This is a genomic window from Wolbachia endosymbiont of Drosophila simulans wHa (genome assembly GCF_000376605.1).
In the GTDB taxonomy this organism is placed as follows: Bacteria; Pseudomonadota; Alphaproteobacteria; order Rickettsiales; family Anaplasmataceae; genus Wolbachia; species Wolbachia pipientis.
Genome location: NC_021089.1, coordinates 673,143 through 699,396 on the forward strand (window position 1 = coordinate 673,143; position 26,254 = coordinate 699,396).

The 26,254-nt window shown below is 34.7% G+C and carries 40 protein-coding genes and 2 tRNA genes; 3 read left to right on the forward strand and 39 right to left on the reverse strand.

Translation table 11 applies throughout. The features are described from left to right. Positions 1–95 precede the first annotated feature (95 nt). Positions 96–431 (forward strand): TrbC/VirB2 family protein, encoded by a 336-nt coding sequence (locus WHA_RS02955; protein ID WP_007550269.1) that lies wholly within the window; start codon positions 96–98, stop codon positions 429–431. A 27-nt stretch (positions 432–458) separates the two neighbouring features. On the opposite strand, the gene WHA_RS02960 is transcribed toward WHA_RS02955, so the two are convergent. The 36 genes from WHA_RS02960 to carA form a co-directional block, all read right to left on the reverse strand. Continuing rightward, on the reverse strand, positions 459–1,739 hold the full coding sequence (locus WHA_RS02960; protein ID WP_012673175.1) for a M48 family metalloprotease: 1,281 nt from the start codon (positions 1,737–1,739) through the stop codon (positions 459–461). Between the two features lie 71 nt (positions 1,740–1,810). After that, positions 1,811–2,455, reverse strand: a complete 645-nt coding sequence (ribB, locus tag WHA_RS02965; RefSeq protein ID WP_007549343.1) for a 3,4-dihydroxy-2-butanone-4-phosphate synthase — start codon at positions 2,453–2,455, stop codon at positions 1,811–1,813. A gap of 6 nt (positions 2,456–2,461) precedes the next feature. Next, entirely contained in the window at positions 2,462–2,956 is a 495-nt protein-coding gene (greA, locus tag WHA_RS02970; RefSeq protein WP_007549342.1) for a transcription elongation factor GreA, read from the reverse strand. A gap of 9 nt (positions 2,957–2,965) precedes the next feature. Continuing rightward, positions 2,966–4,507 carry a F0F1 ATP synthase subunit alpha gene (gene atpA, locus WHA_RS02975; RefSeq protein WP_012673176.1) on the reverse strand — a complete coding sequence of 514 codons (1,542 nt, stop codon included), beginning with the start codon at positions 4,505–4,507 and terminating at the stop codon, positions 2,966–2,968. Continuing rightward, the gene (atpH, locus tag WHA_RS02980; RefSeq protein WP_010962742.1) at positions 4,504–5,064 is read right to left on the reverse strand and encodes an ATP synthase F1 subunit delta; all 561 of its coding nucleotides are present in this window, start codon (positions 5,062–5,064) and stop codon (positions 4,504–4,506) included. The genes atpA and atpH overlap by 4 nt, the downstream gene beginning before the upstream one ends. 41 nt (positions 5,065–5,105) lie before the next feature. Then, a complete protein-coding gene (locus WHA_RS02985; protein WP_012673177.1) occupies positions 5,106–5,456 on the reverse strand; it encodes a YraN family protein in 351 nt (116 codons plus the stop codon). A gap of 23 nt (positions 5,457–5,479) precedes the next feature. Next, positions 5,480–5,908, reverse strand: a complete 429-nt coding sequence (gene rplQ, locus WHA_RS02990; RefSeq protein WP_007550873.1) for a 50S ribosomal protein L17 — start codon at positions 5,906–5,908, stop codon at positions 5,480–5,482. Between the two features lie 7 nt (positions 5,909–5,915). Beyond that, positions 5,916–6,983, reverse strand: a complete 1,068-nt coding sequence (locus WHA_RS02995; protein WP_012673178.1) for a DNA-directed RNA polymerase subunit alpha — start codon at positions 6,981–6,983, stop codon at positions 5,916–5,918. Positions 6,984–7,004: 21 nt separating this feature from the next. Further along, the gene (rpsK, locus tag WHA_RS03000) at positions 7,005–7,391 is read right to left on the reverse strand and encodes a 30S ribosomal protein S11 (protein ID WP_015589137.1); all 387 of its coding nucleotides are present in this window, start codon (positions 7,389–7,391) and stop codon (positions 7,005–7,007) included. A 24-nt stretch (positions 7,392–7,415) separates the two neighbouring features. Continuing rightward, positions 7,416–7,784, reverse strand: a complete 369-nt coding sequence (rpsM, locus tag WHA_RS03005) for a 30S ribosomal protein S13 (protein WP_010962745.1) — start codon at positions 7,782–7,784, stop codon at positions 7,416–7,418. A 59-nt stretch (positions 7,785–7,843) separates the two neighbouring features. Further along, positions 7,844–8,485, reverse strand: coding sequence for an adenylate kinase family protein (locus WHA_RS03010; RefSeq protein ID WP_007550178.1), 642 nt, complete (start codon positions 8,483–8,485; stop codon positions 7,844–7,846). Then, the gene (gene secY / locus WHA_RS03015) at positions 8,482–9,810 is read right to left on the reverse strand and encodes a preprotein translocase subunit SecY (protein ID WP_015589138.1); all 1,329 of its coding nucleotides are present in this window, start codon (positions 9,808–9,810) and stop codon (positions 8,482–8,484) included. Before secY ends, WHA_RS03010 begins: the two co-directional genes overlap by 4 nt. A 3-nt stretch (positions 9,811–9,813) precedes the next feature. Next, on the reverse strand, positions 9,814–10,284 hold the full coding sequence (gene rplO, locus WHA_RS03020; protein ID WP_015589139.1) for a 50S ribosomal protein L15: 471 nt from the start codon (positions 10,282–10,284) through the stop codon (positions 9,814–9,816). Positions 10,285–10,287: 3 nt separating this feature from the next. After that, entirely contained in the window at positions 10,288–10,800 is a 513-nt protein-coding gene (rpsE, locus tag WHA_RS03025) for a 30S ribosomal protein S5 (protein ID WP_010962748.1), read from the reverse strand. Between the two features lie 12 nt (positions 10,801–10,812). Beyond that, positions 10,813–11,184, reverse strand: a complete 372-nt coding sequence (rplR, locus tag WHA_RS03030) for a 50S ribosomal protein L18 (RefSeq protein WP_006279867.1) — start codon at positions 11,182–11,184, stop codon at positions 10,813–10,815. 5 nt (positions 11,185–11,189) lie between these two features. Beyond that, on the reverse strand, positions 11,190–11,735 hold the full coding sequence (gene rplF / locus WHA_RS03035; RefSeq protein WP_007551152.1) for a 50S ribosomal protein L6: 546 nt from the start codon (positions 11,733–11,735) through the stop codon (positions 11,190–11,192). Between the two features lie 16 nt (positions 11,736–11,751). After that, entirely contained in the window at positions 11,752–12,147 is a 396-nt protein-coding gene (rpsH, locus tag WHA_RS03040; protein WP_007551150.1) for a 30S ribosomal protein S8, read from the reverse strand. Positions 12,148–12,168: 21 nt separating this feature from the next. Continuing rightward, positions 12,169–12,477, reverse strand: coding sequence for a 30S ribosomal protein S14 (gene rpsN / locus WHA_RS03045; RefSeq protein WP_006279345.1), 309 nt, complete (start codon positions 12,475–12,477; stop codon positions 12,169–12,171). A gap of 16 nt (positions 12,478–12,493) precedes the next feature. Beyond that, on the reverse strand, positions 12,494–13,027 hold the full coding sequence (rplE, locus tag WHA_RS03050; RefSeq protein WP_015589140.1) for a 50S ribosomal protein L5: 534 nt from the start codon (positions 13,025–13,027) through the stop codon (positions 12,494–12,496). A gap of 6 nt (positions 13,028–13,033) precedes the next feature. Then, the gene (gene rplX, locus WHA_RS03055; RefSeq protein ID WP_015589141.1) at positions 13,034–13,351 is read right to left on the reverse strand and encodes a 50S ribosomal protein L24; all 318 of its coding nucleotides are present in this window, start codon (positions 13,349–13,351) and stop codon (positions 13,034–13,036) included. After that, a complete protein-coding gene (gene rplN / locus WHA_RS03060) occupies positions 13,351–13,710 on the reverse strand; it encodes a 50S ribosomal protein L14 (protein WP_006279348.1) in 360 nt (119 codons plus the stop codon). The genes rplX and rplN overlap by 1 nt, the downstream gene beginning before the upstream one ends. Before the next feature lie 13 nt (positions 13,711–13,723). After that, positions 13,724–13,960 carry a 30S ribosomal protein S17 gene (gene rpsQ / locus WHA_RS03065; RefSeq protein WP_007549925.1) on the reverse strand — a complete coding sequence of 79 codons (237 nt, stop codon included), beginning with the start codon at positions 13,958–13,960 and terminating at the stop codon, positions 13,724–13,726. Next, complete coding sequence (rpmC, locus tag WHA_RS03070) at positions 13,953–14,156, reverse strand: 50S ribosomal protein L29 (RefSeq protein ID WP_006279350.1); 204 nt, start codon at positions 14,154–14,156, stop codon at positions 13,953–13,955. The genes rpsQ and rpmC overlap by 8 nt, the downstream gene beginning before the upstream one ends. A gap of 11 nt (positions 14,157–14,167) precedes the next feature. After that, positions 14,168–14,581: a 50S ribosomal protein L16 gene (rplP, locus tag WHA_RS03075; RefSeq protein WP_010962752.1), complete on the reverse strand. Its 414-nt coding sequence runs from the start codon at positions 14,579–14,581 to the stop codon at positions 14,168–14,170. A 14-nt stretch (positions 14,582–14,595) separates the two neighbouring features. After that, positions 14,596–15,210 (reverse strand): 30S ribosomal protein S3, encoded by a 615-nt coding sequence (rpsC, locus tag WHA_RS03080; protein WP_015589142.1) that lies wholly within the window; start codon positions 15,208–15,210, stop codon positions 14,596–14,598. Between the two features lie 39 nt (positions 15,211–15,249). Continuing rightward, entirely contained in the window at positions 15,250–15,597 is a 348-nt protein-coding gene (rplV, locus tag WHA_RS03085) for a 50S ribosomal protein L22 (RefSeq protein WP_007549821.1), read from the reverse strand. A gap of 5 nt (positions 15,598–15,602) precedes the next feature. Continuing rightward, the gene (gene rpsS / locus WHA_RS03090; RefSeq protein WP_006279181.1) at positions 15,603–15,887 is read right to left on the reverse strand and encodes a 30S ribosomal protein S19; all 285 of its coding nucleotides are present in this window, start codon (positions 15,885–15,887) and stop codon (positions 15,603–15,605) included. A 3-nt stretch (positions 15,888–15,890) separates the two neighbouring features. Beyond that, entirely contained in the window at positions 15,891–16,715 is an 825-nt protein-coding gene (gene rplB, locus WHA_RS03095; protein WP_015589143.1) for a 50S ribosomal protein L2, read from the reverse strand. A gap of 1 nt (position 16,716) precedes the next feature. Beyond that, on the reverse strand, positions 16,717–17,004 hold the full coding sequence (locus tag WHA_RS03100; RefSeq protein ID WP_015589144.1) for a 50S ribosomal protein L23: 288 nt from the start codon (positions 17,002–17,004) through the stop codon (positions 16,717–16,719). Then, on the reverse strand, positions 17,001–17,615 hold the full coding sequence (rplD, locus tag WHA_RS03105) for a 50S ribosomal protein L4 (protein ID WP_015589145.1): 615 nt from the start codon (positions 17,613–17,615) through the stop codon (positions 17,001–17,003). Before rplD ends, WHA_RS03100 begins: the two co-directional genes overlap by 4 nt. Before the next feature lie 2 nt (positions 17,616–17,617). Beyond that, complete coding sequence (gene rplC / locus WHA_RS03110; RefSeq protein WP_006279218.1) at positions 17,618–18,340, reverse strand: 50S ribosomal protein L3; 723 nt, start codon at positions 18,338–18,340, stop codon at positions 17,618–17,620. 9 nt (positions 18,341–18,349) lie between these two features. Further along, complete coding sequence (gene rpsJ, locus WHA_RS03115) at positions 18,350–18,670, reverse strand: 30S ribosomal protein S10 (RefSeq protein ID WP_012673184.1); 321 nt, start codon at positions 18,668–18,670, stop codon at positions 18,350–18,352. Positions 18,671–18,684: 14 nt separating this feature from the next. Next, on the reverse strand, positions 18,685–19,857 hold the full coding sequence (gene tuf / locus WHA_RS03120; RefSeq protein ID WP_010962759.1) for an elongation factor Tu: 1,173 nt from the start codon (positions 19,855–19,857) through the stop codon (positions 18,685–18,687). Positions 19,858–19,935: 78 nt separating this feature from the next. Beyond that, positions 19,936–20,006: transfer RNA gene (locus WHA_RS03125), tRNA-Gly, on the reverse strand. A gap of 4 nt (positions 20,007–20,010) precedes the next feature. Beyond that, positions 20,011–20,093: transfer RNA gene (locus WHA_RS03130), tRNA-Tyr, on the reverse strand. Positions 20,094–20,207: 114 nt separating this feature from the next. Beyond that, complete coding sequence (gene carA, locus WHA_RS03135; RefSeq protein WP_015589146.1) at positions 20,208–21,299, reverse strand: glutamine-hydrolyzing carbamoyl-phosphate synthase small subunit; 1,092 nt, start codon at positions 21,297–21,299, stop codon at positions 20,208–20,210. A gap of 205 nt (positions 21,300–21,504) precedes the next feature. Between carA and WHA_RS03140 the strand changes: the two genes are divergently transcribed. Further along, positions 21,505–21,999 carry a hypothetical protein gene (locus tag WHA_RS03140; RefSeq protein ID WP_015589147.1) on the forward strand — a complete coding sequence of 165 codons (495 nt, stop codon included), beginning with the start codon at positions 21,505–21,507 and terminating at the stop codon, positions 21,997–21,999. Between the two features lie 420 nt (positions 22,000–22,419). Here the strand turns inward: WHA_RS03140 and WHA_RS07055 are convergent, their stop codons facing one another. The 3 genes from WHA_RS07055 to glpX form a co-directional block, all read right to left on the reverse strand. After that, complete coding sequence (locus tag WHA_RS07055) at positions 22,420–22,623, reverse strand: hypothetical protein (protein WP_223823107.1); 204 nt, start codon at positions 22,621–22,623, stop codon at positions 22,420–22,422. 198 nt (positions 22,624–22,821) lie between these two features. Then, positions 22,822–23,787 carry a hypothetical protein gene (locus WHA_RS03145; protein WP_227738549.1) on the reverse strand — a complete coding sequence of 322 codons (966 nt, stop codon included), beginning with the start codon at positions 23,785–23,787 and terminating at the stop codon, positions 22,822–22,824. Positions 23,788–23,868: 81 nt separating this feature from the next. Continuing rightward, positions 23,869–24,786 (reverse strand): class II fructose-bisphosphatase, encoded by a 918-nt coding sequence (gene glpX, locus WHA_RS03150; protein WP_041573528.1) that lies wholly within the window; start codon positions 24,784–24,786, stop codon positions 23,869–23,871. Positions 24,787–24,912: 126 nt separating this feature from the next. Here glpX and WHA_RS03155 point away from each other — a divergent pair, with 126 nt between their 5' ends. Next, the gene (locus WHA_RS03155; RefSeq protein WP_015589149.1) at positions 24,913–26,250 is read left to right on the forward strand and encodes a hypothetical protein; all 1,338 of its coding nucleotides are present in this window, start codon (positions 24,913–24,915) and stop codon (positions 26,248–26,250) included. Positions 26,251–26,254: the final 4 nt, after the last annotated feature.

Genomic DNA, 26,254 nt, shown 5'->3' on the forward strand with positions numbered 1-26,254 from the left:
CAACACTTATGTATGGACAAATTATAATTTTTACTTTAAAATAAAAATATGTGTAGGTTTAGGTTTGCGTTAATTTATTATTTAGAGGCAAAAAAATGAGCTCTATAATAGGATTTTTTGGTGTTTTGTGTGTAGTATTGCTTTTCTCTTTCTCAGGTTATGCAGATAACCCTGGTGTTGATATGGATGACACAACTAAAGTAATATGCAATATTATTGGTTATGTTTGGGGGATAGGCGGTCCACTTATGACGGTAGTAATAATTGGTGCAGCTTTGCTTGCAATATTTGGCAGGATGCCGTGGCCAGCCCTCTTTGCTCTTGGCATGTTCTGTGGTGTATTTTTTGGCGCTAAAACTATCATAACGAAAATTATGCCCAACGTAAGCGATGAAGCAAAAACTATGTTGGAAAAGTGTGGACAAAAATAATCCAAAAAGTGCAGAAATGCTTTTTTGTTATCCATTAAACCGCTTCATATCTTCAACTTGCAACAAATAAGGGCTATCTTTTGGTAGAGTTTTAACAGCTAACTCAGCGTATTTCATAAATTGCTTTAAATCACCTTCAATACAAGCCTTTTTTGTCAAGGCAAAATAATGCATTGCCGTATCAGCTTCACATTTATATGCAATGCTTAAATATTTCCAGACAAAAGCGTTATTTGGTTCTACATTCAAAATCTGCTCCAGGTAAAAAATCGCCTTTTTTGCATCACCGTGTAATAATAAAGTATGAGATAATGCAAGTTTCACTAAATAACTGTTTTTCTCAGATAAATACCTAAGCGATTCCTCATACATTTTTATTGCTTCACTTAAATTTCCGGCCTTGTATAGCATTTCTGCTTTTAATTCATATAGGTATGGATCACTGTGTGATTCTTGAATCAATGAGTTAACTTTAGCAATAGCCTCTTCTATCTTTCCTTGCCTATAGCAAACTATAGCATTTACATACTCAGAATTATCTTCATATTTATTAGATAACACATGAATAGGAGCAAAGAAAGAGTCTAGCTTTGCAACCACACGCTCAAACTTTAGTAACTTATCCGCAAAAATTGGTTTTACGTTGTTTTTAACCTTATAATTTTGTACAGCAAATATGCGTTTCTCACTAAGTGGGTGAGTGCGGAAATATTCCTCGGTGTTCTCATGCTCAATACTTTTAAAATAATCAAAAATCTCTTTCATACCTGAATTATCATAGCCAGATTCATCAAGATACCTTAAAGCATAGCTATCTGCTACACTTTCTTGCTCTTGAGAATAGTTAAAAAATAGCCTTGAACTAAACGCTACACCACTAAGCAAAATTGCACCAGCAACCTGAGGGTTAATGATAATACTAGAAACTAATCCTACCATATAACTAATCATTGCTATCGATTGAAAATAACCCATAGCACTACTCATTTGCAATATATGACCAGCAGATATGTGAGCAATCTCATGTGCTAATATACCAAGCAGGACATAAGGTTTAGCCGAATATTGTAAAAGTCCTAAATGAATGAAAATACTGTTATTGTTAATTACAAAAGCATTAATCGAATTGTCATTAATTATAAAAACTTTTATTTGCTCATGATCAATATCCGCAGCAGAAAATAAAGGTTGCGCTAGCTCTTTCACTATTGCTTCCACTTCACTATCTCTAATAATGTTAATAGAGTAAGCATTATTACAATATGCAAAAAAGAACAATAAGGTCAAAAACTTAGCAACTCTAAACATGAAAATTCTGTGCTTGTATAATTTATAGAAATCCTATATTTTAACACTTAAATTATACAAATTTATAAACGCTAGTTTAAATTTTTAACGTAACTGATAAGTTTGTCGATGGTAGTTAACTTAATTTTATGTTGTTCAGCAAATTTAAGTAACTGAGGTAAGCGCATCATAGAGCCATCATCATTCACTAATTCACAAATAACTGCTGAATGATCAAACCCTACTAACTTCGCCATTTCAACACTCGCTTCAGTATGACCAGCACGTTGTGCCACCCCACCTTTATGTGCAATTACAGGAAAAACATGACCTGGAGTTATGATGTCATCCTGAGTACCATCCTTGTTGATAGCAGCATGTATAGTTTTCGTTCTATCCTCTGCTGAAACACCGGTTGTAATGCCATAACGTGCATCAATTGATGTAGTAAATGCGGTATGATTTTCACCAATATTTTTCTTTTCCATGAAATTAAGGCCCAACCTTTTCATGTGAAATTTAGTCATTGCTAAGCAAACAACCCCTGTACCGTACCTAACCATAAAAGCCATATGTTCCGGCTTTATTTTCTCAGCTAAGACAATCAAATCGCCTTCATTTTCTCTATTTTCATCATCAACTAAAATGAATAATTTACCGGAACGAGCATCCTCTAATACATCTTCCACAGAAGAAATACCTGGTAGACTCATTGAAGCATAAGTGGCCTGTACCATAATAATTTACTTAAATTCAATCTTAACTATTTTATACAATTTCTCTCCATTTGGCACTGTCACTTCCACATATTCACCGACTTTTTTGCCGATTAAGGCACTCCCAAGTGGTGAACTAGTAGATATTAACTGCTTTGAAACATCAGCTTCATATTCGCCTACAACCTTATAAACATATTCCACTTCACCGTTATTATCACTTAACATGCTTAATGTCACAGTTGCACCAAACATTACTGAATCACCAGACAAATTTTTTACTTCTATTACTTCCGCATGTGAGAGCTTACTTTCTATCTCCATTATACGGCCTTCAATAAAACCTAACCTTTCCCGTGCTGCATGATACTCTGCGTTTTCAGACAAATCACCTTGATCACGAGCATCAGAAATAGCCTGTATCACAGAAGGTTTTTCTTCCTTTAATTTTTCAAGTTCGGCTTGCATATTCTCAAAACCTTCCCTCGTCATAGGAAATTTATTAATAATGGATGAAGCCATAATCACCACCTAAACGCAATTAAATTGAGTAACGAAATTACTCACAATGTTAAAAATATCACCTTTTATATCATCACTCATGTCATTTGACAACTTTTTTAAAACCCCAGGGTGTACAGTATGAAAATAATTAATAAGATCATGTTCAAATTTATTAATGTAACTTATTTGTATTTTACTTAACTGATTATATAGGTTAGAAAAAATATACATCAGCACTACTTGCTCTTCTATTGACATAGGTAAATGTTGTTTTTGCTTTAATAACTCGACAAGATATTTACCCTTATTCAAGGATAATTGAACACTAGCATCAAGATCAGAACCAAATTTTGCAAAATCTTCTAATTCTCTATACTGAGCTAAGCTTAGCTTTATAGAACCAGCAACTTTCTTCACAGACTTTAGTTGTGCAGCAGAACCAACCCGTGAAACTGACAAACCTATATTTACTGCAGGTCGAAATCCTTTATAAAATAATTCAGACTCAAGAAAGATCTGCCCATCGGTAATTGAAATAACATTTGTTGGCACATATGCAGATACATCACCAGCTTGAGTTTCGACAATTGGCAAAGCAGTTAAAGAACCCTGCCCTTTTTTATCAGACATTTTAGCAGCTCTTTCAAGCAAGCGAGAATGTACATAGAATATATCTCCAGGGTAAGCTTCACGACCAGGAGGACGTCTGAGCAATAAAGACATCTGCCTATATGCCACAGCATGCTTAGATAAATCATCATATATAATCAAACAATGCATTCCATTGTCACGGAAAAATTCCCCAATAGTGCAACCAGCATAAGGTGCTAAAAATTGCATAGGCGCGCAGTCAGATGCACTAGCCACAACTACAGTTGTATACTCTAATGCTCCGCTTTCTTTCAGCTTATTTACCACTTTTGCTACTGTTGAAATTTTTTGCCCAATAGCAACATAAACACAGTAAACTTTTTGATTTTCGTTTACCTCATCGTTAATCTTCTTCTGATTGATAATAGTATCAAGCGCAATAGTAGTTTTACCAATTTGTCTATCACCAATAATTAATTCACGCTGCCCTCTACCTATTGGAATTAGCAAATCTATAATTTTAATTCCTGTTTGCAGTGGCTCATGCACAGACTTACGATCAATAATGCCTGGCGCTTTAGATTCTATATCCATTCTGTTTTTGGCTCTAATTTCCCCACCGTCGTCCATAGGATGGCCCAACGCATTTACAACTCTCCCTAACAATTCATGCCCTACAGGCACCTGCACAACATCACCACTACATTTTACAACGTCCCCTTCTTTCACATCACGGTCATTACCAAGCACAACTATTCCAGCCGTATCATGATCTAAATCGAGAACTATTCCTTCTACACCACTTGCAAAAAATACCTTTTCACCGAATTTTGCTTTTTCCAGCCCATAAACCAATGCGATACCATCTGTTACTGAAATTACTTCACCTATATTTTCCCGCTTTATAGGATTATCAAACGTCTCAACCTTTTCTCTTATTATACTTGCTATCTCAGAAACATTCATACTGTTCTTCATACAAAATTCCTTACTTTTAATATTTCCATTTTACTTAAGTCAACTAACCTATCCAAGTAACTTTTTAGCGAAGCATCGATCAAATTAAAACCATACCTAACTACGAAGCCACCTAGTATAGAAGGGTCAACCACATTGCTTACTTTTATTATTTTACCAAGAAAGCTCAAAGATTCAGTAATTATTTTTATATCAGATTCCTTTAAAGTTTCTGCTGACTTTATAGTAATTTCGAATTCATTTTCATTTTCTCTTGCAAGACTTAAGAATTTTTCTAATATAAGGATCAATAAACTAGAGCGTTTATTTGCAAATATAACCATAATAAATTTTACTAAATTCTCACTCAAGTGCTCATTTATAGAAAGCATCACTTCTTTTTTGTGTGCAAAAGAAATCATAGGATGAGATAGGTACACAAAAACATCACGTTGATCCTTAAAAAAAGCCAACAAAAATTCTACTTCTTTCCTTATAATACCTAACCTGCTTCCTGAGACATGAAATAGCACTCTAGCGTAAGATGAAACTAAATTATTGTATTGGGTCTTTTTCATATTAAATCCAGTAAATCTAAATTAATTCAGCTACAAATCTTTCATTCTTCAATCCAAGCATTTTTTATATAAACAGGTCTTCTCTTTAAGGAAAGAAAATATAAATCATATCTGACTGAATAATCTAAAAAACTAAGGTTTTTACTTAAGAAATACTTAGAAGAATTTATAATAGACTGACATTGAAGATGAGATATCGGTATTTCTTTTCCAAGTAAACTTGTTTTAACTTCTATAAAAATCAGCTCCTTTTTTTTAGATACAATTAAGTCAATTTCACCGAACTTACAACGGTAACGGCGTTTTATAACATTATACCATTTCAGTTTTAAATATACTAAAACTAATAACTCGCCAAAGTAACCTACAAAGTAGCGTAACCTACTTACCACAAGAAGAACAATTATGATAACAATTAACTTTGTGTAACTACTTTGCCTCCTTCTTTATTTTTACTATAAACCTTACCTCTTGCTGCAATATCCCTATCAACCAGTTCTATCACTGCCATTGAAGCGCAATCACCCTTTCGAGTGCTAAATTTTATTATTCTAGAATACCCACCTTTACGATCTTGATAACGGCTGGCTAAGACGTTTAATAACTTATCAACTGCTAACTTACTATTATGAAGGCGTGAAAGCAAAAGTCTTCTACCATGTAAAGTATTCTTATTCTTAGCAATTGTAATAAACTTTTCGACATATGGACGAAGTTCCTTAGCTTTTGGTAAAGTAGTTACAATCTGCTCATGGTTAATTAATGAGATAGATAGATTCTTTAACGTCGATAATCTATGTTCAGTACAACGAGATAGTTTACGTTTTTTTATTCCATGTTTCATATATCACCTAATCTTCATCAGTATGTTGTTTAGCCAACTCATCTATATCCTTAGGTGGCCAGTTTAGCACATTCATACCCAAAGACAAGCCAAAATTAGTCAAAACTGCCTTAATCTCATTCAAAGACTTTCTGCCAAAATTAGCAGTTCTTAACATTTCACCTTCTGTCTTTTGCACAAGATCACCTATATAAGTGATGTTTTCGTTTTTCAGACAGTTATGAGACCTGACAGATAATTCCATTTCATCTACCTTACGCAATAAGACAGGGTCATAACCCAAATCTTTAGCACCACTAGACGAAGAAACCTGCGATTTTTTATAACTTACATCAGAACTAATAAAGGGCTGAAGTTGCTCCTGTAATATTCTTGCAGCAGAGTCAACAGCTTGACTCGGAGAAATTGTACCATCAGTTTCAATTGACAATATCAGCTTATCCTTATCAGTCACTTGGCCAACACGACTGTTCTCTACCCTGTACGAAACCCTGTTGACAGGGCTATACAAAGCATTAACTGGAATAAAACCAATTAAATCCTGTTCACTCATAAGCTTCAAAAGTTCATTTTCTTTATATTTAGTTACAGGAAGATAACCTTTTCCGCTAGCCACATATATGGTCATGTTAAGCTCCACATTTTGCCCCAGCGTACATATTAACAAATCTTTATTAACAATAGAGCATTGATCATCAGTTTCTATCATCCCAGCTAATACCTGGCAAGGCCCTTTAGCGTTTAAATTTAAGCATTTATTAGAAGCACCATTTAATTTACACCTCAACATACCCATATTTAATACTATATCAGTTACGTCTTCTCTCACCCCTTGAATTGAAGTGAACTCATGAGTTACACCTTCAATTTTTATTCCATAAACAGCACTACCTTTAAGAGAAGATAACATTACACGTCTTAATGCATTACCTAATGTTAAAGCAAAACCACTTTCCAACGGTTCTAGCACTATATCACTTTTTTCACTTGAATCATCTGATATTACCTTAACTGAACTAGGTTTAATCAATTTATCTAAATTGCTACAGAGAGAAACATCATTATTATAATACATAAAACAACCTTTTCAAATATCCTATACTCTTCTTTTTTTTCTTAACCTGCACCCATTATGAGGAATTGCGGTTTTATCTGCAATTGAAGTCACAGTCAACCCACAGCTCTGAAGCGCTTTAACCGCAGCTTCGGTACCAAAGCCAGGACCGCGAATTATTACAGAGACAACCTTCATACCAAATCTCTCCATTGCGTTCTTCGCAGCAGACTCCGCAGCCTTACCTGCAGCATAAGGTGTGGATTTTCTCGAACCTGAAAAACCACATGCACCCACAGAAGTTTGACATAGCGTATTACCATGAACATCAGTTACATTTACAAAAGTATTATTAAAAGTTGCACGAATATGGACAACACCAGTAATAAACTCCTTCTTACTCTTACTAACCGTTTTGACTTTTTTCATTAAAACTCACAATAATAATAAATTTTATTTTTTCCCAGCAATAGGCAACCGAGATCTACCTTTACGAGTCTTAGCATTAGTATGAGTCCTTTGCCCTCTCACAGGTAAACCTTTTCTATGTCTCACCCCTCTATAGCATCCCATTTCCACTAAAGATTTTATGTTCATAGCCACTTCTTTTCTGAGCTCACCTTCTATAACATAATTTTGTCTAATGAAACCGCTGATCTTTTCTATATCTTCATCTCGTAATTCTGAAACACGTTTGCGCTTATCAACTTCGCAAGCGTGACAAATTACATTCGCAGTAGCAATACCTATACCATATATATAAGTTAATGCAAAAGGAACACATTTCCTCACTGGAATATTTATGCCTGCAATACGTGCCACTGGTACCTCGATACTTTATTAATAACAACTCTTAATTTATACCATAAAACAACTCAGAGTCAAACCAAATTACAAGAAATTTTACTTTCAATCTCTTGCGTTACCTCATCAACACTCAAATTAGCGTCAATTGTTAATAATTTGCCTTTATAATACTCGCGTAAACCTTTCATTTGAAGGTGATATTCACTTATTCTCTTATTAATTGCAGACATATCAGCATCATCAATTCTTTTCTCTAACCTCGTACTTTTACATTTAGCACAAGTAGTACTCTTAAAAGAAGATACACTATATATGCTTTTACAGTCCAAACACGCGAGACGATTTTTTAACCTATCGATTGCAATATTATCGTCAAGCTGCAGCTCAACTACAATGTCAACATCCCTATTATATTTTTCTTGCAAAACTTGAGTCAAAAAATGAGCCTGGTTTAAATTTCTCGGAAAACCATCTAATAAGCAATTATCATCCACTAATGCAAGCTGGTCACGTAATAATCCACATATAATTTCATCTTGAATTAAATTACCAGATTCCACGGTACCCTTTATTTTTTTACCTAACTCACTACTGCTAGATATAATATTCCTTAATAAATCCCCTACTGAAATTAATTTTAAATTATATTTTGCTATTAACAAGCTTGACTGAGTACCTTTACCAGAACCTGGAGGACCAAAAATCGTAATGATCATCTTACTTTCCTCGTTTTAGACTCATATTTCTTTATCCAGTTGTCGTACCTATTTGAAAAAATATAAGATTGTATTTGCATAATAGTATCAGTAATAACGTTCACTATAATCAGTAAGCTCGTCCCACCAAAAATAAATGGTATATCATAATAATATCTCATAACTTCAGGTACAGTACATATGACTACCAAATACGCAGAGCCAATGAATGTCAACTTAAAAACTATATCTTGAAGGTAATCAGAAGTATGTTTCCCAGGGCTTCTACCAGGTATAAAACCACCATTTTTTTTAAGAAAATCTGCGTTTTCCTCTGGATTAAATATAAAATTGGTATAGAAAAAATTAAAAAATACTATCAGCACCAAATAGGCTACAATATATACTACTTTATTTGCCATAAAGTAATTCAAAATAAAATCAGAAAAAGCGTGCCCCTTATAGAAATTTGCAATTGAAATAGGTGTCAATAAAATTGCATTAGCAAAAATGGTTGGTACTACACCAGATAAATTAATCTTCAATGGAATATAAGTAAAATCGTCATTATGTAATCTTTTAAATTGCTTTTTAGGATGTTGAACAATAACCTTTCTATAAGAAGACTCTACAAAAATGACTAAGAGTAGCAGCAAAAAAAACAATACCAAAACAAAAAGGATAATAAATAACGATACGCTACCGTTTTTATTTAACGTTAACAAAGATGACAAAGCGCTGTGTAACTCTGATATTATACCCGTGAAAATGATTAATGAGATACCATTGCCTATACCGCTAGCGCTGATTCGTTCACCAAGCCATATTAAAAGCATAGTTCCACCTAAAAGGCTGAAAACACCTATTGTACGAAACATAACACCAGGTTCGATTACAACCAATACCCCTTCCCTATTCATCCCTTCCAATCCAACCAAAATTGGAATTGATTGAAATACACAAATTACTATGGTCAGATAGCGTATATAAGAATTCATCTTTCTACGGCCTGACTCTCCATCATTCTTAACTTCCTTCATTCCTTTAATCGCAGAAGAAAGTAACTGAATAATGATAGAAGCCATTATATATGGCATAACGTTCAATGCTAGAATTGTCATTCTAGCCAATGCACCACCAGAAAATAAATTAAATACTCCAAAAACGCCTGAGCCATCTTTGGGAAATATATCATTAATTACATCAAGATTAATTCCAGGAATAGGCACATAAGTACCCAAGCGATAGCAAATTAAAGCTATTAGCGTAAAAAATATACGCTTTAATAAATCGCCTTTATATAACAACGTAGGATCCAAGCTATTAAATGCTGATTTATTGCCCATGACTTACGATAGTATTTCCACACTACCACAAACTGAAGCTACAGATTTTTTTGCAGCTTCTGACGCAAAATCAACATGAAACACAAATTTTTCGCTCAACTTACCTTTATTAAGAAGTTTAATTTTATCCTTAATAGACTTTATAAAACCTAATTTATACAGCCTCTCCTTATCTATAACAGAGTCCTTCACTATTTTTTTAGCTTCCATTAAGCGCTGTATATCGCCAACATTAATTATAGAGTATATGCTCCTACGTATAGGCTTAAAACCTCTTTTAGGCAAACGAATATATATAGACTGTTGTCCACCCTCAAAACCATTTATAGAAACTCCACTTCTAGCCTTCTGCCCTTTATGCCCTCTACCGGATGTTTTACCTTTACCACAACCGATACCTCTACCCAGCAACTTAGGCTTCTTTTTCTTAGATAATTTAGTAAATATAGAGTTTAATTTTACAGCATTATTCATACTTTACCTGTTTCCAACTATCTCGCTAATCTTTTTGCCTCTTTTGCTTGCTACCTGACGAGGAGATAACATACTATCAAAAGCCTTAAACACCGCACATATAACGTTATGAGGATTATTTGATCTAGTGGATTTAGCTACCACATCCTTTATACCTAACACCTCAAAAACTGATCTAATCGCTCCACCAGCAATAATACCTGTTCCGGCTCTTGCGGTTCTTAAAACTATCTCACCAGAACAAAATTTAGCTTTAATATCATGATGCAAAGTTCTACCTTCACGCAAGTACACTCTAATCATTGATTTCTTTGCAGCATTTACAGCTTTGACTCTTGCTTCAGCAACTTCTGCGTGCTTACCTATTCCACACCCTACCCTACCCTTCTCATCGCCAACAACAACCAAAATTGAAAATGAAAATCTTCTACCACCTTTGGTAACCGTTGTCACTCTTCGTACCGAAACTAAAAGCTCTGATAAATCATTATTATTTTGTAAATTCTTTATAGCCATATTCAAAACCTTCTAAAATTCAAATCCAGAACTTCTTAAAGCCTCAGCAAATTGAGAAACTAATCCTGTGTATTTATACGCTCCACGATCAAACGTAAGCTGCTGCTCTAATTTCATGCCAGACAGACGCTCAACCATTAAAGAAGAAACCTGTTTTATAGTTTCAGCGTTGACTTTCCCTTTACATACATCCTTAATTTTAGCATCCAAAGTAGAAGCTGAAGTGAGAGTTATTCCTTTTACATCATTAATTAACTGGACATAAAAATGCCTATTAGATTTAAATATGGATATACGTAAACGTTCAGCGCTCTTGTCAAGCTTCGCTCTATTACGTAACTTCCTTTTTTCAGAATTACTTAAAAAATTATACGATCTTTTCATTTTTATTACTTCTTTTTACTTACAACCTTACGCAGCATAAATTTGCCTTTTATTACAACACCCTTACCTTTATAAGGATCATATTTTCTAATTTTGCATATATCAGACGCCACCATATAGACCTTCTGCTTATCCATACCACTAACTACTAAGTGAGTTGGCTTTATGCACTTAATCTCAACATCTTTAGGCACTTTATATTTAACATTATGGCTATAACCAAGATATAAAGTCAAATACTTACCATCACACTCTGCCTTATATCCCACACCGTTAATCTCAAGATTAACAGAAAAACCATCAACCATGCCGTTAATGATATTATTAATATTACTCCTATAAGTGCCCCACATAGGCTTTATTTTATCATAATTATCTTTATCTTGATCAACAGAAAGCAATAGCTGATTATCAATAATCTGACACACAACATCCCTGATCAAGCTAACTTCCTTTTCAGCCTTAGCGCTCTTTATTAACATACTACCATTATTATATTCAACTGAAACACCAGCAGGAATATTGATAGGAGCAGCACCTATACGAGACATGAATTTCTCCTATTATTTAAAACACACGACACAAAACTTCTCCACCAACCTTTAACTTATGTGCATTATAATCAGTCATCACTCCTTTGGGTGTCGATATAATAAAAATACCAAGACCATTATATGCTTTAGAAATGTCCTTATACTTAGAATAACGACGACAACCAGGCTTTGACACCCTAACTATGTCACTAATTACAGGTGACTTCTCATAATACTTCAATTTTACAATGAAAGAAGGTAAATTATCTACAACTTGCTTTTCATAATCAAGGATATACCCTTCCTCTTTTAAAATCTCCAATATAGAAGAATTCATCTTAGAAAATAGTACCCTTGTTGCCCTATGCATTGCCAATTGAGCATTACGTATCCTTGTTAAAAAATCACCAATACTATCAGATAACGCCACAATATACTCCTTATATTATATTTACCAACTAGACTTTGTAACTCCTGGAATTTGCCCAAAAGAACATAAATCACGCAAAACAATTCTACATAAACCAAATTTTCTATATACTCCTCTTGGTCTCCCAGTTAAAGCACACCTATTTCTAATTTTGGTTTTAGAAGAATTTCTAGGCAATTTTTTAATTAATTTATTTTGAGCTGTAAACCTTTCTACAATAGACAAATTCTTATTATTTATTATAGATTTCAATTTTTCTCTTTTTTCTTTATATTGATCGCACAACTTTATTCTGCGAAGATTTCTTTCTATCATAGATTTTTTTGCCATATATTTCTCCTCTCAATTAATCAAAAAAAGGAAATTTAAGAGCCAGTAATAATTCCTTTGCTTCCTTATCACTAACTGCACTTGTTATAATATTAATATCCATACCTCTAATTTTACTTATTTTATCATAGTCTATTTCTAAAAACGAGATATGTTCCTTTATACCAAAGGAAAAATTACCATTACCGTCAAATTGCTTCACACTAAATCCTCTAAAATCTTTTTCCCTTGGCAAAACAATATATATCAATCTTTCTAAAAACTCATACATTTTATCTCTACGCAAAGTTACTTTGCAACCTACTGTAGCACCTTTTCTGATCTTGAAGCCAGAAATAGATTTTTTTGCAAAAGTTGATAAAGGCTTCTGCCCAGCAATCAAATATAGGCTATCAAGTGGTTCATTTATTGCTTTACTATCTGTAGCAGCATCTCCAACGCCCATATTGATACACACCTTGACAAGTTTAGGCACTTGCATTATATTGCCGTAATTAAACTTATCCTTCAAGGACTTTACTATGCTATCTTTATACAATTCTTTAAACATATCAACCTAATCTATCACTTCTCCAGAAACTTTTGCAAAACGCACTTTTCTACCGTCTATAACCTTAAACCCCACTCTAGTTGGAGTTTTATATTTAGGGTCCAATGTTGCAACGTTGGATATATCAATAGCTAACTCTTTATTTAATATACCACTACTACTACCAGCTTTTGGTTTAGTATGTCTCTTATGCACATTCACTCCAGAAACAATTACTTTCTTTTTAGCATCACGTGCTATAACTTTGATTACCTTACCAATTTTTCCCTTATCTTTACCAGTTAAAACTATAACGTCGTCACCACTTTTTATTTTAGCACTCATTATAAAACCTCAACAGCTAATGACATTATCTTCATAAAAGAACCAGATGATAACTTTTTTACCGGACCAAACACCCGAGTGCCAAGTGGTTCACCTTGATCATTAATCAAAACTACAGCATTGCTAGAAAAACGAATTACAGAACCATCAGATTTTCTAATAGGGCTTTTCACCCTCACCACAACTGCTCTATATACTTTTCCCTTCTCAACTTTCCCTCTTGGAGTAATAGATTTAGTAGATACAATAACTGTGTCACCTATAGATGCAGATTTTCTACCACCCAATAAACCAATACAAAGCACTGCACGCGCACCAGAATTATCAGCTACTTCCAACAATGTATTTTTTTGAATCATATAAATATCCTATTCAATGTGAGCTATTAACAATAACCCATTTTTTAGTAGTAGAAATAGGCTTGTGTTCTTGTATTAAAACCTTGTCCCCTTCTTTACAACTATTATTCTCATCATGTGCTGTATACTTCTTGTATTTTTTTATAACCTTTTTATACAGCTCATCCTTATACACTTGTAATACCGAAACCTTTACAGTCTTATCACACTTAGCCTTAGTTACAGTACCACAAAAAACCTTTTTAGGCATTCTTTTCCTCTCTTCTTCTTTTATTTAATGTAGTTAAAATACGAGCTATGCTCTTTCTTATTAAGCTAAAACGCGAAATATTGTTGCACTGGCCCAGCTTCTTTTGAAAAACCAAATTAACAAACTCTTTTCTCAAATTCACAAGAATTTCATGCAATTCTTGCGAGGACCTCGATTCAATGTCAGCTATATCCATTGCAACTCCATTTAATTATGATTAGATACAAATTTACACTTCATAGGAAGCTTAGCAGTTGCCTTTTCAAGCGCCAATCTTGCTAAATGCATGGGAACATCACTGCTAATTTCAAACAACATTCTACCGGGCTTAGCTTTAAATACCCAAAACTCAACACTACCTTTCCCTTTACCCATACGCACATCCGCCGGCTTTTTACTAACAGGGGTATCAGGAAAAATTCTTATCCACACTTTACCAGAGCGTTTTAATGTTCTAGATATTACACGCCTTGCAGTTTCAATATGCTTAGATTGAATCCTACCTGCTTCCATAGCCTTTAGACCATAATCTCCAAAAGATAATGTGCTACCACCTTTCGTGTTACCCTTAATTCGTCCTTTAAATACTTTTTTATATTTACTTTTTTTAGGAATAAACATTTCAATATACCTAATTAGTTACCAATATAAACCCAGACCTTAACTCCTATGATGCCATATATAGTTTTTGCTTCAGCAAAAGCATAATCTATATTAGCACGTAAAGTATGCAAAGGCAAACGGCCTTCTTTATACCACTCAGTACGAGCTATCTCAGCTCCGCCAAGGCGCCCAGAACAACTTACTTTAATACCTCTAGCACCCATCCTCAAACAACTTTGAATAGCTTTTTTCATCGCTCTTCTAAATGAAACCCTTTTTTCTAACTGCTGTGCAATGCTGTTTGATATTAAAACTGCATCTATTTCAGACCTTTTAACCCCTACTACATTCACTTCCACATTATTTTTTACTTTTTCAGCTATCTTTTGCTTTATCTTCTCAATATCCGAGCCTTTCTTACCTATTATCACTCCAGGTCTAGAAGAATGTATTATTACAGATACCAAATCGATCGTACGCTCTATAATTACTTTAGAAACACCAGCATGCTTAAAAGATTCATTTATATAACTGCGAATAGATAAATCTTGATGCAACCATTGTTTATAACCCTTCTCAGCATACCAAATAGATGACCAAGTATTAATTATTTTTAACCTAAATCCTTTAGGATTAACGTTTCCCATATTTTTGCACTTTCCTTATTAATTTTCTATTTTTATGAATCATATAATTTCCCCCAATTTTACAGTTATATTACTATAACGTTTACTAACTCTATTAGCTCTACCCATAGCTTTTGGACATACCCTACGCAAAGTAAGAGACTTACCTATTAAAATTTCTTTTATATATAAATTATCGATATCCAATCCATAATTTTGAGCATTAGCAATCGCAGAATTTAATACCTTCCTTATAAGACCTGCAGCTTTCTTTTCACAAAATCTTAATTGCACAGTGGCAAAAGAAACTTTTTTATTACGTACTAAACCAGCAACCAAATTCAATTTACGAGGAGTTGATTTTAAAACCCTAGAACCAGCTTTAACTATTACATCTCTGTTTTTCATATCAATTACCTTCTTGTCGCCTTTTTATCACCACTATGCCCAGTAAATTTACGAGTGGGTGAAAACTCACCAAACTTATGACCTATCATATTCTGATCATTAACATTCACAGGAATGTAATCCTTACCATTATAAACAGCAAACTTTAAACCTAAACAATTAGGAAGAATTACAGAAGCCCTGGAATGAACTTTTATAGCCATGTTAACAAACCCCTTGTTTAAAGCATTATTCACCGACTTTAATATAGAAGGATGACAAAAAGGAGGCTTCCATGCAGATCTACTCATAAACTAACCTTTCAATTGTTTTATATACTTATCACTAGATTTATTTCTCCTTCGAGTTTTCTTTCCTTTTGTTGCAACACCCCAAGGAGTAACAGGATGACGACCACCAGAGGTTTTTCCTTCCCCGCCTCCATGAGGATGGTCAACCGGATTCATTGCAACTCCACGTACAGTAGGTCTAATCCCAAGCCACCTACTTCTCCCAGCTTTACCCAACTTTCTATTCTTATGGTCAGGGTTAGATACTACACCAATAGTAGCCTTGCAAGAAGATAAAATCAACCTAATTTGACCAGACCTGAGTCGTAATAAAACATATTGGCCATCACGACCAACGATTTGTGCATAACAACCAGCAGCTCTAGCAATCGCAGCACCATTACCTGGCTTCAGCTCAACATTATGAACGAAAGAACCAACAGGTATATGCTTGAGTAGTAAACAATTCCCTGGCAAAATATCAGCATCATTCCCAGCTGTAACAACATCACCTGGCTTCATACCTTGAGGAGCTAATATATAAGACTTAATATCATCTTCCTTATATGATATTAACGCCAAAAACCCACTTCTATTTGGGTCATACTCTATTTTTTCAACTATACCTTGACCACTTCTATTACGCTTAAAATCTATCACTCTATACTTCTTTTTGTGACCACCACCCCTATGACGAGTTGTAATTCTACCATGATTATTTCTTCCACCACTGGACTTTTTACCGGATGTAAGAGACTTTTCTGGCTCATCTTTTGATAAACCAACTTTACTTACTAACACAGTCCCACGAGAAGACGGAGTAACAGGATTAAAAAATTTCATACCCATACTAAACGCTCATTATATCTAATTTTTGACCATCCATCAAAGAAAAATAAACTTTCTTTTTCTGTTTTTCACAACCAATCACACCCCTAAAACGCCTATATTTAGGCTTAATTCTAACAACATTTATAGAAGAAATTTTAACATCAAATAGAGACTCTATTGCCAACTTTATTTGACGCTTATTTACATTTACAAAAACATACAAAGAATATTTATTAAACTTCTCCCTCAAAAAAGAGGCCTTTTCTGTAATTATAGGAGATTTTATTATATTATTATATTTGATCATAACAATCTACCTTCAAGATGCTTTAAAGTATCCTTTGTCAACATCACGCATTCGTGATTCAATATATCAAAAACATTTAACCCAATAGGTTTGATTAAGTCTACATAGTGCAAGTTTTTAGCCGCACGCAACAAATCATCTCCATAATCACCAACTATCAAAAAGGAAGAAAATTTAAAATTTTTAATACATTTACACATTTCAGACGTTTTCTTCACATCAATATTTAAATTATCCAGAATAATTACTTGATTATTTAAATACTTTAGAGATAAAGCAATTTTTAAACCAAATTTGCGTACCTTCTTATTAAGAGAATAAGTATGACTCCTCACAACAGGGCCGAAAATAATCCCACCACCTCTAAATTGAGGAGATCGCAAGCTCCCTTGTCTTGCCCTACCGGTACGTTTTTGATCATAAGGTTTAGCTGTTGTACCAGAGACATCACTAATACCTTTTGTTTTATGAGTACCAGCTCTTCTCTTCGCTAATTGCCATCTCACTATATCATGCAAAATACTCAATTTTTGCTTAGCAGAAAATATCAAAGGATTGAGCTGAGCAGTACCTACATTATCATTAGATAGATTAACTAAATTACATTCCATAACTAACTTACCAAATTACTAGCATCATCATTTACATCTAACAGTAAACCTACCGGAAAAGGAACATCTTTATGTAAAGATTTTTTAACTGCATCTCTTACAAAAACATAGGAATTTTTAAACCCAGGAACATTATTACCCTTCACAGCAATTATACTATTTTCATGATCAATGGATAATATCTTCATATTTTGTGCAGTTATCCTGCTGTTACCTAAATGACCAGCCATTTTCTTTCCTTTGAATACTCTACCAGGATCCTGACATTGGCCAGTGGAACCTTGTGATCTGTGAGCAATAGAAACACCATGAGATGCCCTAAGCCCACTGAAATTATGCCGCTTCATCACACCAGCAAATCCTTTACCTATAGAATAACCCGTAATATCAAGATATTGACCAACCACAAAATGATTGATTCCCACTTTTTTACCACATTCTATTCCCGACAGGTCATTTAATCTACTTTCGTATAACTTACATTTATTATTTATACCCTTTTTCTTTAAATATTCCAACTGAGGTTTTGCTATATTTTTAAAATCTCCTGTGCCTAAAATGACTGAATTATAGCCACATTTATCTTGTCCTTTTATATCAATAATATAAGTTTCGCTGAGATGCAATAAAGTTACAGCCATGCGACTATTGTCAGAATACATAGCAGTATGACCAATATTCATCATTAGTAAACCAATTCTCCTCAGCGAATTTATTCTCTTCATTTCCTTCTCCTAAACCTTAACTTCCTTGACTTTTAAATCCACTTCTACGCCAGCAGAAAAAGATAAACCTGTAAGCATCTGCATCATAGTAGGAGTAAGATCATGTAAAACAATCAAACGCCTAGAAGTTCTCATTTCAAACTGTTCACGAGATTTTTTATCAACGTGAGGAGATCTATTAACAATAAATTTAGAATCTTTCCTTGGCAACGCAATCGGACCAGATAATTTTGCACTGGACCGCTTTAATTCATCAACAAATTTTCGAACACACTCCTCCAATAAAGAACAATCGAAAGCCTTAATGTTAATATATATATCTTGCTTCATCTTAGTTACTACACTCACTCCAAAATTTCAGAAACAACACCAGAACCAACAGTTCTACCGCCTTCTCTTATCGCAAAACGCAATCCCTTATCCATTGCTATCGGTACTTGCAATTCTACTTCTACACTCACATTATCTCCTGGCATTACCATCTCCTTCCCATCTAGCAATTTTATGCTCCCAGTTACATCCGTTGTCCTTAAATAAAACTGTGGCTGGTAATTCGCAAAAAATGGTGTATGCCTTCCTCCTTCCTCTTTCTTTAATATATAAACCTCCGCCTTAAACTTTCTATGCGGTGTTATCGTCCCCGGTTTCGCTAATACTTGCCCTCTCTCCACTTCTTCTCTTTTTGTTCCTCTTAACAATATTCCTACATTGAGTCCTGCACTTCCCTTATCCAGCAACTTCTTAAACATCTCAACACCTGTGCATATCGTCTTTTGCGTCGCTTTCAGACCTATTATCTCTATCTCTTCTCCCGTCTTTATCTCTCCCTTCTCTATTCTTCCTGTTACCACTGTTCCTCGCCCCGATATCGAAAATACATCTTCGATTGGCAATAAAAATGGTAAATCCACAGGCCTTGGTGGAACCGCTACATATTCATCTAACTTTTCCATCAATTTGTCTATTGATTTCTTTCCATATTCGCTGCTGTCATCCTCCAGCGCCTTGAGCGCTGAACCAACCACCACAGGCACTTCATCCCCTGGAAATCCGTATTTACTCAGTAATTCCCTCACTTCCATTTCTACTAAATCTATCATATCAGCATCAGCAACATCAGCTTTATTTATATACACCACGATATATCCAACACCTACCTGCTTCGCCAGCAATATATGCTCTCTCGTTTGTGGCATTGGCCCATCAACCCCCGACACTACCAATATCGCCGCATCCATCTGTGCTGCACCTACTATCATGTTCTTTACATAGTCAGCGTGTCCAGGACAATCAACGTGTGCATAATGCCTTTTTTCCGTCTGATACTCAACATGCGCTGTTGCTATCGTTATCCCCCTCTTCCTTTCTTCTGGCGCTTTATCTATCTGATCGTACGCTACAAAATTTCCATAATGCTTCGTTATCGCCGCTGTTAACGTCGTCTTCCCATGATCCACATGTCCTATTGTTCCCACATTTACATGCGGCTTTCCAAATGCTTCCACTATTGCTGTCATAATTTAAACTTTTCTACCTAAAATACAAATACATCAATAAATAATATGTTGATTTTATAAAAATACAACAAAAAAAAGAGCGGATAGTGGGAATCGAACCCACGTCACTAGCTTGGAAGGCTAGAGCTCTACCATTGAGCTATACCCGCACAATGGAGGAGGTAGGATTCGAACCTACGTACGCTCACGCGGACAGATTTACAGTCTGTTACCTTTAACCACTCGGTCACTCCTCCGCAAAAATTTGTTAAGAGAATACTATTTTAGCATCTTAACTTAAGCTCTTATTGTATTTAATACTAAACGCCTAAAATTAAAAAATCAAGCAATAAAACCTACCCTGATTAAAATCACGCAGATTTCATTTTATACAACACAATATTGTCAATAAAACGTTTAAACAAATAATGCGAATCATGCGTACCTGGCGCTTCTTCTGGATGGTATTGCACAGAAAAGACTGGGTAATCCTTCATCATTATTCCCTCTACACTATTATCAAATAGAGAAATGTGAGTAATTTCAACATTACTTAGAAGAGAAGCTGAATCAACAACGAAACCATGATTTTGGCTAGTGATCTCAACTTTTCCACTAATTACATCATAAACTGGATGGTTACTCCCTCGGTGACCTATATCCATCTTGATGGTCTTTGCCCCCAAAGTAATCGCAAGTAATTGATGGCCCATGCATATGCCAAAAATTGGTATTTTAGATTTTATAATAATGTCTATTTCTGAAACTACACTTTCTCCTATTTCTTGCGGATCACCAGGACCATTTGAAAGCACTATCCCATCTGGATTCATACTCAACACTTTTTGAGCAAAACCTGTGCTTGGTCTGATTAATTCAACTGTACAACCAAGTTCTATTAAGCGTGAAACTATACTGATTTTTACGCCAAAATCAACGATTACAACCCTATATTTTGCATTAAGGTCACTTTTAAAATTACTATGCAAGCTGACTTTATTGGTTATTTCTATCCCATTTACAGATTTGTATTCCTTCAATTTGTCCAACGCATGCGCCTTACTCGATGAGCATATCATTCCATTTTGAGATCCATGTTCTCTCAAATGTCTCGTTAAAGCTCTAGTATCAACTCCTGATATCCCAATCACGTTATTTTTCTCTAACCAATCATTTAAACTGATATATGAAGAAGGGTGGGACATAGAAGAAAGTTCACGCATAACCACACCACTTGCAAAAATTTTCTTTCCTTCATTATCCTTATGGTTTATTCCAACGTTACCAATATGAGGAAAAGTGAACGTTATAATTTGATCGGCAAAAGAAGGATCAGTTATAGTATGCTGATAACCGGTCATACCAGTGGTAAAACAGACCTCACCTATGCATTTGCCTTTTTTACCTACTGATTTTCCCCAAAAGCACTTGCCATCTTGTAAAATTAAAACTGCGTCCTGCACTTCATTATCTATTTAACTGATTCAAAACAGTATACAAGAATTTCAAATAATACGTAACTCTTTCTAAAATTCCAAATTTAACCACGAAGCAGCAAAAAATAACATGAAAAACTTTTAATACAATCTTTCATATAAAATATATAGTTGACTACCTTCATATTTCGTATTAGATATAGGTAAATCATAAGTAAAGTGGAGGGTAATAATGAACACTGGTACAAATCAATCAAAAAAAATAAATGAGAAGTGGTTAGCTGGAGGAATTGGCGCGCTATTATTTGTAATGATGCTACCGTCGATTCTTCTTTTAGCAAAAATAGCTATAGGGCTAATTATGGTTTCAGTTGCAGCAATAGCGATAAAAGTTGCCTTAAAAACAATATCGAATGCTTTAGAGGATAAACAGGCAGATCAAAGCCAAGCGACGCAACAAACAACACAAAGTAAAATTATAAACCTGGCTATTGGATTAACATCTATATTCGTAGGAGGATTATTACTATTCATTATAGCACAAACTGGCTTAATTGCAGCATGTGCAGCTATAACTGCTTTAGCTCTACACGAATATGTTAAAAATCAAGAAATAGGAAAAGAGATAAATGATAAATTCGATAAGGTAGCTGACGATACAATCAATTTTATTGTTAGCAGTGTTGAAAAACTTATTCCAACAAAGCCGCCAGGCATAACAGCCTAAACTGTCTCCGTTCAGGGCATAAGTGTTACAAGTAGCATTATATAAAGCGATTAATGGCATCCTCCTGATAATAGAATAATTGTATCTGTTCAGGGGCATCGCAAATATTGAAGCAAAAGTGGTCAGTGCTTACTATACGAATATTGTGATTTGAATCCACTAGGGAGGATGTCATCCCAGTGCCCAGACACTGGGATCCAGGAATTTTGATTAGAGATTAAATTGGTGAGTATAAAAGTAGCTAATCCTACGTTAAAATACAACGTTTTTAATGGGACTGCGTAAAAGGGCTGGATTCCAGTGTCAAGCACTGGAATGACACCTTTGTGTTTGAGGCAAAACCTGCTATAACATTTCTTCGCAAACAAACGTTCGTACAGTTATGTATCAGCTACTTTCATGGCACCATTTGTTGTAAACTCACATTTCTCTATGATTATCTTTATTTGCCGCTTTCCCGAACGGATGCTCTACAGTTATTTCCTCATTAATAGAGCGAGGTGCACCGGAACCAGGTACAACGATATTCTCGTGCGATTGCATATCCTTCTTTTCCTCACATGGTGTTTGCTTAATGAAATGTGCTGCTAAAACTTCATGTAAAGCTTTACCTTTTATAAGCACAGCCTCGTTTTGCTTAGCTAACTCTAAAATTTTCTTTGGTTCAACATCTTTACCGTCAATAGTTGATTTTTTAATACTAACTTGACCTAAATTTATATTTAGAACAACAGTACAGTTAAGGTCTTTTCCAGATTCATCTTTTGCACCCCAACTAATTTCGATGTCACATATTGCAAATTTTGTAAAGGAGTAGTTCCTCTATTGTTTCTCATTCTTCTCAATTGTTACTATTCTTTCACCATTGCTGTATATTTTTGCTCTTTTTACCTCGCTTTTCTCTTCTTCCATTCTTTTAGTTTTTTCAGTGAAAAGACGACTGGTTTCTAAACTTTGTTCAGGTTTAGTAATGTTGATATTAAGATGGTCATAATGATTAAGAAGACGGTTTGCATATGGACATGGCACATAACACCCATCAAAGAAAGCAATTGCACTACCAGTTTTTAGAAATTCTTGTCCATCGCTCATTCCTTCACCAATTCGAATAAGATATCTACCCAACCTCTTTTTAAAATTTTCTTTTAACTCCTCCTGATCTTTAGAAGTAAGCTTCTTATCCAATATACCCATTATTTCTTTTCGCTTACTCAATACCACATAATTGAAAAGGAAAATATCATCCTCTCGATAATAATTTGCTATCTTGTCAAATGGATCTGCCGGCCAACCGTTATTATAATTTACAGAATCAGAAGAATCTTCACACTTATTATCCTTAAAATCAAAATTCAATCTTTCAAAATCTGATAATACTTTTTCTGCCCTATCTTCAAAAGACCGAAGTCCATCTTGAAGTTCTTTTCCATAACTCATTCCTTTGTCAATTTGAAGAACATATTGACCATATTTCTTTCTAAACTCCTCCTGTTCTTCGAGGAGAGGAAGATTCCTATCTAATATATCGATTATTTCTTTCCGCTTATTCAATATTACATAGTTAAAAAGGGCACTCTCCCCCTTCTTTTCATAATCGTCTGCTATTTTGTCAAAACACTTATTATCCTTAAACTCCAATTCCTCAAAATCTGAGAGCACACTTTGTACCTGAGTCTCATCGAATTGAAGATTTGCTTGAGGAGATAGAAGAGTCAACTTTTCTTCACTTTCCTTGGTACTCGAATTTTTGAAAAAACCATTCAATGGATTTACAATACTAGAAAACATTTCACACCTCTATTGTTATAAGTAAACTTAATTATATCTTAATGCTAAATGTTGTAAAGCTAAAATTAGAAACTAAAAAAGCTAACATAAGTTCTGCATTGTTTGCAGCTTTATCAGGTTGTTAGGTAGAATTATTAAAGAACTAGTTGAACATATGTTATCAACTCCATCCACAAGTTCTCCGCTTGTTACTCCAGTTGCAATGAACACTGATTCACCTCTTGCCATATCTTTTACGGCGTAGACTTTTTCTGGGTCATCAATATTTAAATTTTTTGCTCTTTCTTTTAACTGATCTGTGTCAAATATCAATCTTCCCTCCATCTGCCCACCGATTGAACTCAGCGCTGCAGCCGCAAGCACCCCTTCTGGTGCCCCTCCTATTCCGATATACATATCATGATTGCCATTTACTAGTGAAACTACGGCCACAATATCACCATCATCTATTAGTTTAATTTTTGCTCCTAACTTCCTGATTTTTACTATTAATTCATTGTGCCTTTCACGATTAAGTATAGTTACCACGAGATCATTTACTTTGCATTTTTTTGCCTTGGCTAAATTGTCTAGATTCTTTTCAATGCTATTTTTTAGTGAGACTACACCCTCTGGAAGATTTTTTCCTACCGCTATTTTTTCCATATAAACATCAGGTGCATGTAAAAAATTACCTTTTTTCGTTGCAGCAAGAACAGACATTGCCCCTGGTTTGTAATGAGCACAAATCGTAGTGCCCTCAAGTGGGTCAACGGCAATGTCGATTTCAGGACCATTTCCAGTGCCAACCTTCTCGCCAATATATAGCATCGGTGCTTCATCTCTCTCACCTTCACCAATTACGATAGTACCATTTATTTCCATTGAATTTAATACTGTACGCATTGCATCAACTGCAACCTGATCAGCCTTTTTTTCATCGCCGAAGCCTGCTAGTTTATATGCAGCAAGCGCCGCAGCTTCGGTCACTTTAACTAATTTATAGGCTAAATCTTCCATCATTTGCTTTAAGAACTATATTCAATATGTATCATGATATATCATGCTGCTTGAAACTGCAATATGTCTTGACTGATTATTAGGGAGTTGATATAATATAAGCATTATAGTAGTGGGATTATAGTTATGGCATATAGTGATGATGATGTTAGAAATTTCTATCTAGATATAGATAGAATTACAGGACGTGATAACACAGTTACTAGTTTGGAAGAACTAAAAAAGAGGTTAAGGAAAGAAGTTAATTTTCAAGATGAATGTGAAGGAGGCAATTCATTAGGGAACCTACTTCTAAAACATGCAACCGAAAATAACAACCCACGCGTTAAGGATTTTCTCCTCCAAAATGGGTGTGAACCCCTTCAACAAGAGCAAATAACCGCAGCAATAAACAAGGAAGAAGAGGCACCTAATGTGGAAGAGAATAGAGCAGACAGTAATGAAGTAGATTCTAGTAACTTCATAAACCCTGGTATGACTGCTGAAGTACTTTACGAGCAACTAATACAAGGGAAAGAAACAAATCTGGCAATTTTTGACTCGTTTGCAAATGCTGTAAGAGAGTCCAATATTACCGGCGATCGTGGCATATTTCTAGATGTTGTAAAATTGTTTACAGATTTAGATGCTGTAATCCATCTTACAGATACTGCTTCCAGAACTATATTGGGCATAGCTACAATAACAAAACAAGCTGACGTTGTTAAGGTACTTTTGGATAGTGGCAAATTTTATGAAGAAGAAAAATTTAACGCTCTGTGTCTTGCTATTACTCAGGATAATGCCCAAGAAGCTGAGCTAATTTTAGGTTACGTGAGTCCTGCAAACAGGAAAGAGGCTTTACAAGTGGCCATACAGGTAGGTAAAACTGAAATTGTTAATGCGTTCTTGAATAGAGGTAAGCTTAATGAAGAAAATAGAGCAGAACCCAGCAGCAGTAATGGAAACATTGGTAGTAGACCTGTAGCAACAGTGCCTCCAGTTAGTACTAATGGTGATAATCGCAATCACGACAATGAAATACCTGTAGTAACAGAGACTAACCAAACTACCACGCCAAATAGTGATAATGTTAATGGCCAATCAAATCATAATAACAAAAATAAAACGCCTGTAATACCAGAGGCTAAGCAAACTGCCACACCAAATAATGATAATAAAGCTAACGGCTTTGTAGATGCTCAATTTTCTGTGCCAAATGAAAAAGAAGCTAAATATAAAAAAAGCAAGGAAAATTTTTACACCTCATTAACAAAAGATGTTGTTGGAGTTGTTATTACAGGATTATTCATTACTGCTGCTGTGATGGTTCCATTTGTAACTGGTGCAGTGATTTGTGGTGTTATAGCTGCTTTGGTTGCAATAGCTACCGGGTTGCATGTAAAAAATTCTACATTACCAAGCTATAGAGAAATGGAAGAAAATAAAGTTGAACACGTCCAAAAAACTGCAAAAACGTTGTGATTCA